The sequence below is a fragment of the uncultured Campylobacter sp. genome, assembly GCF_938045225.1.
In the GTDB taxonomy this organism is placed as follows: Bacteria; Campylobacterota; Campylobacteria; order Campylobacterales; family Campylobacteraceae; genus Campylobacter_A.
In genome coordinates this window covers 1-5663 of the sequence record NZ_CALINL010000048.1, presented here as the reverse complement: position 1 = coordinate 5663, position 5663 = coordinate 1, and the positions used below count along the sequence as shown (strand labels likewise).

Genomic DNA, 5663 nt, shown 5'->3' with positions numbered 1-5663 from the left:
AAATGTTCCGCTTGAAGAACAGTTTGCCGACCTAATGAATAAGGTATCAACATTTGTCGGCGGTTCAAAGATAAAAATTAATAATCTAATAGCATCATTTCGACAACTAAGCGTTATGACAAATGCCGGCATTTCAATCCATGATAGTATTAAGGAGATATCAAAATCAACCGAAGATAAAAGATTAAAAATCATATTTACAACCATAAATGATGATCTTAACCAAGGACAAAGTCTTACTGACGCTATAACCAAATTCAAGGAAGAGCTCGGAGATGTAGTTGTAGCTATGATAAAACTCGGAGAAAGCACAGGCAATATGTCTGAGTCGCTACATAAACTATCAGAAATTTTACAAGAAGTCTGGGAAAATCAAAGAAAATTTAAAAAGGCTCTTAGATATCCAATTATAGTAATGTCAGCCATGGCTATAGCATTTGTTATATTGATGATATTCGTTGTTCCGCAGTTTAGAGAGATATTTGAACAGCTAGGCGCAAATCTACCAACTCCTACAATTATACTTTTATCCATAGAAAGCGCATTGAGTAATTACGGTTTATTTATACTGGCCGGTTTTATAGCCACAATATATGCTATAAAATACTCATACAAGAAAAATGATGAATTTAAATATAAATTTGATAAATTTATGCTAAAGGTTTATTTAATCAACAAAGTTATATTCTATTCGACAATGAATAGATTTAACCTTATTTTTACTGAGCTAGTAAGGGCCGGTATTCCAATTGCCGATGCCCTTGAAACACTCTAACAGTAGAAAATCAAGATATACACGATAAGCTCGCTACTATCAAGATTGCAGTTTCTAGAGGTGTATCTTTAACAGAAGCATTTAGAGATACTCAGCTTTACGAAAGCATGCTTATTCAGATGTTGAGCGCCGGTGAAAAAGGCGGTGCGATAGACGCAATGCTAGAAAAGATTACCGACTATTACAAAGCCAAATTTAGTGATTTGGTTGATAATATTTCAAGCTATGTGGAACCAATCATGCTTTTATTTATGGCAGGCATGGTTATACTCTTGGCGCTTGGTATTTTTATGCCTATGTGGGATCTTGGAAATGCCGTTCAAGGGCGATAATAAATAAGAATTTAAGGACATAAATGCAAAATAGTTTACAAGAACGTCAAGTTAGCGCAGATGCGTTTTTAGTGTCAAAAACCGATACAAAAGGGAAAATAACCTATTGCAACATTCCTTTTGCTCAAATAGTCGGCGCAAAAGGCAATGAACTAATCGGAAAACCTCATAATATAGTGAGACATCCTGATATGCCTCGCGTAGTTTTTAAAATTTTATGGGAATATGTAAAAAATAAAAAAGAGGTTTTTGCTTATGTTAAAAACAAAAGCCTTGACGGCTCATTTTACTGGGTATTCGCAAATGTTACAGCTTCGCTCGATCAAAGCGGTAATATTATCGGTTACTACTCAGTCAGACGCAAACCAAACCCAAAAGCTTTAGAGGTTATTATTCCGCTTTACAGACAGCTATTGGAAGCCGAAAAAAGCGGTGGCTTGGAGGCCTCTTCAAGGCTGCTAGAAAGTGTTTTACAAGAAAAAAATAAAAGCTATGATGAGCTAATGAACGATTTGCAAAGATTATAAAGGAAAAATTATGTTTTTTAAAAAAGAAAAATTGAATTACGACGAAATTTTAAATGTAATTGGACAAGCCAGAAACGGTTTTTTGGAACCAAGGATTTTACAAATAGATCCAAGCTCCCAAATCGGCCACATAGCGCTTGGTATAAACGATCTGCTTGATCAAGTAGAAGCTTTGCAGAGAGAAATGGGTACTTGCGTGAAATCAGCTGAGAGCGGAATAACTTATAGAAATATTTTTATTGATGGTTTTCGCGGACTTTTTAAAACTAACGCCATATCCATGAGTGAAGGCGTTGAGGGTATCAAAGCTGGACAAAAAGGTAAAACTAGAGGCATACTATCTGAAAAATTTAGTGAACTTGGCAATGGCAATGACGGTATTTTAGAAGTGCAAAACGATCTTAATCAAAGCATTAAAAATTTAACTAAAATATGAGCGAAAAGAATAATGAAAAATAACCTTGAATTGTGTGACCAGTTTTATAATTTCATTAGATGTCGGCCGTAAGCGAGCTTAGCCAAAATATGGGCAATCTAGAGCACCTTATCACAGAATCGACCGAAGCTATTAAAAATTTGACACATAGAACAGAAGAAATATCATCGGTAGTAAATTTGATCAAAGATATAGCCGAACAGACGAATTTACTAGCTCTTAATGCTGCTATCGAAGCGGCGCGCGCCGGCGAGCACGGACGAGGCTTTGCCGTGGTAGCGGACGAGGTGCGAAAACTAGCCGAAAATACGCAAAAAGCCACAAGCGAAATAGGTATAAATATCCAAACTCTGCAACAACAAACAAACGATTTAAATGAAAATTCCAATAAAATCACACAAATAGCGCAAGTTGCAAGTGTGAGCGTATCTAAATTTAGGGATGCCGTGAATGTATTTAGTCAAGGTGCAACGCAAAGCGCAAAAATATCAAAATACGTAGAAAATAAAACCATCGGCATTATAGGTAAAATAAACAGAGTGACATACTTGCAGACTGCATACGGAAATGTTATTAACGAAAGAGGCGATGACGAAAATATGCAAAAACAGGCGCAAAATTTAAGTGCGTGGTACGAGGGTGCAGCGGCATATTTTGCAAACTCAAAAAGCTTCGAAAGAGCAAACATACCGGCCAAACAAATAAGTGACCTTGTAAAATCCAACTTGGAAGATTCAAAAAATGGTTACAATATGGATGATATACAAAAGTTCGTCGATAGATTCATTAAAGTCAAACAAGCGAGCGGCGAAATATTTAAGATAATAGACGCTACGATAGAAGAAAGCGTAAAGTAATACCCATAATAAATCTGAGTCAAATTTAAACTATTTGACTCAGATTTGCACAATAATATTTTAGTTAACTAAATCTCACTATACTTGTTCGTATATCACATAAAATAGTGCAACAGTTTAAAATAATTAAAATTCATAAATCATCATATCCAAAAAACAAAACCTTAAATTTTACTAAAAATCGATTCAATCAATAGCGTTATGTAAAAATCAACAATGATTTGATTCACCAAAAATACCAGTGTAACTTAGAACAACGATTTGATTATTATATCCAGCAACTCAAATAAAAAGCACAATGAATTGCTTAAAAAGGCAAGCTAGTCTAAAGCAAACCTGCCCTCGCCTCAAATTTGACCAAATCCCAAAGCAAATTCGGTCAAATTTAAATGCAAATTTAGCCCAGCAACCTCTTTGCGCACTCGCTTATGCTCTTGCCGTCGCTTCTAGCACCGATTTTTTCTTTGGCTGCTTTCATTACGGCGCCGATATTTGCACCCTCACCAAGGCCAGCGATGATCTCTTTTATCTCGGCCTCTAGCTCGTCTGCATTTAGTTGCTTTGGCAAATAGCCGTTTATGATGTCGATCTCTTTTTGCTCGTTTTGCGCCAGATCGTCCCTGCCGCCGTTTTTATACTGCTCGATAGAGTCCATGCGGCGTTTAATCTGAGTTTGCAGGATCGGTAGCACCTTTTCGTCGGTCATCTCGATACGCTCATCGACTTCTACTTGCTTGATGACAGAGTTTATGAGCCTTAGCGTGTCGCGGCGAAAGTTATCTTTTTCTTTCATCGCCGTCTTGATATCGTCTAAAATTTTCTCTCTGATAGTCACTTTTTCTCCTTTAAATTTAAGTGTGCAAATTATAACGAAGCTAAAATTTAAAGCTAATAAAACCGCCTAAATTTGGCTTGCTTAAGAAAAATGTAGCTATAATTAACCATTCATTTTTAAAAGGACTTGCTTGAGAAGCGACAATCTTTTTGCCTTTGCGATATTTGCTATTACCGCGTTTGGATTTTTCGTTTGGGGCTATCAGTACATCCCGACTCATCACTTTTTGCTTTTCAGTATCGCTAGTATTTTCGGTATATTTATGGCGTTTAATATCGGCGGTAACGACGTCGCAAACTCCTTTGGCACGAGCGTAGGCGCCAAGACCGTCACGATAAAGCAAGCCCTAGTTATAGCCGCTATTTTCGAGCTTAGCGGCGCGATATTCGCCGGCGGCGAGGTAACCAAAACCATTCGCGAAGGCATCGTGAGCTTCCCGCAGGAGGGCACGGAGCCGATGCTTTTCGTGCTGATTATGATGTCGGCGCTTTTAAGCTCGGGTATTTGGCTATTTATCGCGTCTAAAAAGGGTCTACCTATCTCCACGACGCACTCGATCGTAGGCGGTATCGTCGGCGCCGGACTTACGATGGGCTTTACGACGATGGGCGGAGATAAGGCGCTAGCTATGGTCTCCTGGGGCGAGATAGGTAGGATCGCCGTGAGCTGGGTGATCTCACCGCTGCTAGGAGGCATCCTTTCTTACTTCATTTACGGCTACATAAAATCTAAAATTTTGATTCCTACTCGCAAATTTACCCTTGAGCTAAAGGTACTAAAACGCGAGCGTAAAGCCTACAAAGAGCGCTATTTGCAAGAACTAAAAACAAAATCCGAAAGCGAGCAAATAAGAATACTAAGCAAGATCGCGGTCCTAGACGAGGACGACGTCGAAAGCGGCGAACGCAGCGAATACAAGCTCGCCATCAAAGCCATGAAAGAGCGCGAAAAAGAGATCGATACGTCAAAAGCCATGCGCAAACACATCCCGATGGTGGCCGGCATCGGCGCGATCATCATCTCGTCGATGATGCTATTTAAAGGCCTAGCACACCTAAATCTCGACATCGGCTTCATCGGCACGATCTGGATCATCTGCGTCATCGGTATCGTCACCTATCTCGCCACGCTAGCAATGATAAACGTCATGAAAAAAGACAATGCCGAAAAGAGCACGAACCGCATTTTCTCGTGGTTTCAGATATTTACGGCCTCCTCATTTGCATTCTCTCACGGCGCAAATGACATCGCAAACGCCGTAGGGCCATTTGCCGCGATCCTAGACGTACTAAAAACAGGCTCGATAAACGCCACCGCTCCGGTGCCGGGCATTGCAATGGTGACATTTGGCATCTCGCTTGTTGTCGGGCTTTGGTTTTTGGGCAAAGAAGTCATCACCACGATCGGTAGCAAGCTAGCCGAGATCCTACCTACGACCGGCTTTAGCGCCGAGCTAGCCGCTAGTACCGTTATCCTGCTAGCTACAAAGCTCGGCATCCCTGTCTCCTCGACGCACATCCTCATCGGCGCGGTACTTGGTATCGGCATCCTAAACCGCGACGCAAACTGGAAAATGGTCAAACCTATCGTGCTTGCGTGGGTCATCACCCTACCGATCGCAGGCGGCTCGGCGGCACTTATTTACATGCTTCTAAAGACTATATTAGGTCTTTAAATTTGACTCTTGCGAGCTACGGCTCGCGATTTTATGTTGCTTAAAATTACGATTTTAACTTGATTTGCGCCGATGCTTGGCAAAATTTTGGGTTAAAATTGATTTGAAAATTGCTTATTGCGCCATTGTTGTATATTATTGTTTTACCTGTTTTTACTTTTAAATTACGGTTAGATTTTAATACCTATAACCTATTTAGCTAATAAAAGTAGACAAATAAACACAA

4 protein-coding genes and 2 pseudogenes are annotated in these 5663 nt (G+C 39.8%); 5 read left to right on the top strand and 1 reads right to left on the bottom strand.

Annotated features, from left to right (window positions below):
* From Q0200_RS02475 to Q0200_RS02460, 4 genes and pseudogenes are all read left to right on the top strand, one after another.
* A pseudogene (locus Q0200_RS02475) lies at nucleotides 1–1107 on the top strand (type II secretion system F family protein); the annotation flags it as partial.
* A gap of 23 nt (nucleotides 1108–1130) precedes the next feature.
* Complete coding sequence (locus Q0200_RS02470; RefSeq protein WP_297937317.1) at nucleotides 1131–1634, top strand: PAS domain-containing protein; 504 nt, start codon at nucleotides 1131–1133, stop codon at nucleotides 1632–1634.
* A gap of 10 nt (nucleotides 1635–1644) precedes the next feature.
* A complete protein-coding gene (locus tag Q0200_RS02465; protein WP_297937315.1) occupies nucleotides 1645–2070 on the top strand; it encodes a hypothetical protein in 426 nt (141 codons plus the stop codon).
* Between the two features lie 155 nt (nucleotides 2071–2225).
* Nucleotides 2226–2927: pseudogene (locus Q0200_RS02460) on the top strand (methyl-accepting chemotaxis protein); the annotation flags it as partial.
* A 397-nt stretch (nucleotides 2928–3324) separates the two neighbouring features.
* Here Q0200_RS02460 and Q0200_RS02455 read toward each other — a convergent pair.
* Entirely contained in the window at nucleotides 3325–3762 is a 438-nt protein-coding gene (locus Q0200_RS02455; RefSeq protein WP_297937312.1) for a GatB/YqeY domain-containing protein, read from the bottom strand.
* Nucleotides 3763–3892: 130 nt separating this feature from the next.
* Between Q0200_RS02455 and Q0200_RS02450 the strand changes: the two genes are divergently transcribed.
* The gene (locus Q0200_RS02450) at nucleotides 3893–5437 is read left to right on the top strand and encodes an inorganic phosphate transporter (protein WP_297937309.1); all 1545 of its coding nucleotides are present in this window, start codon (nucleotides 3893–3895) and stop codon (nucleotides 5435–5437) included.
* Nucleotides 5438–5663 lie beyond the last annotated feature (226 nt).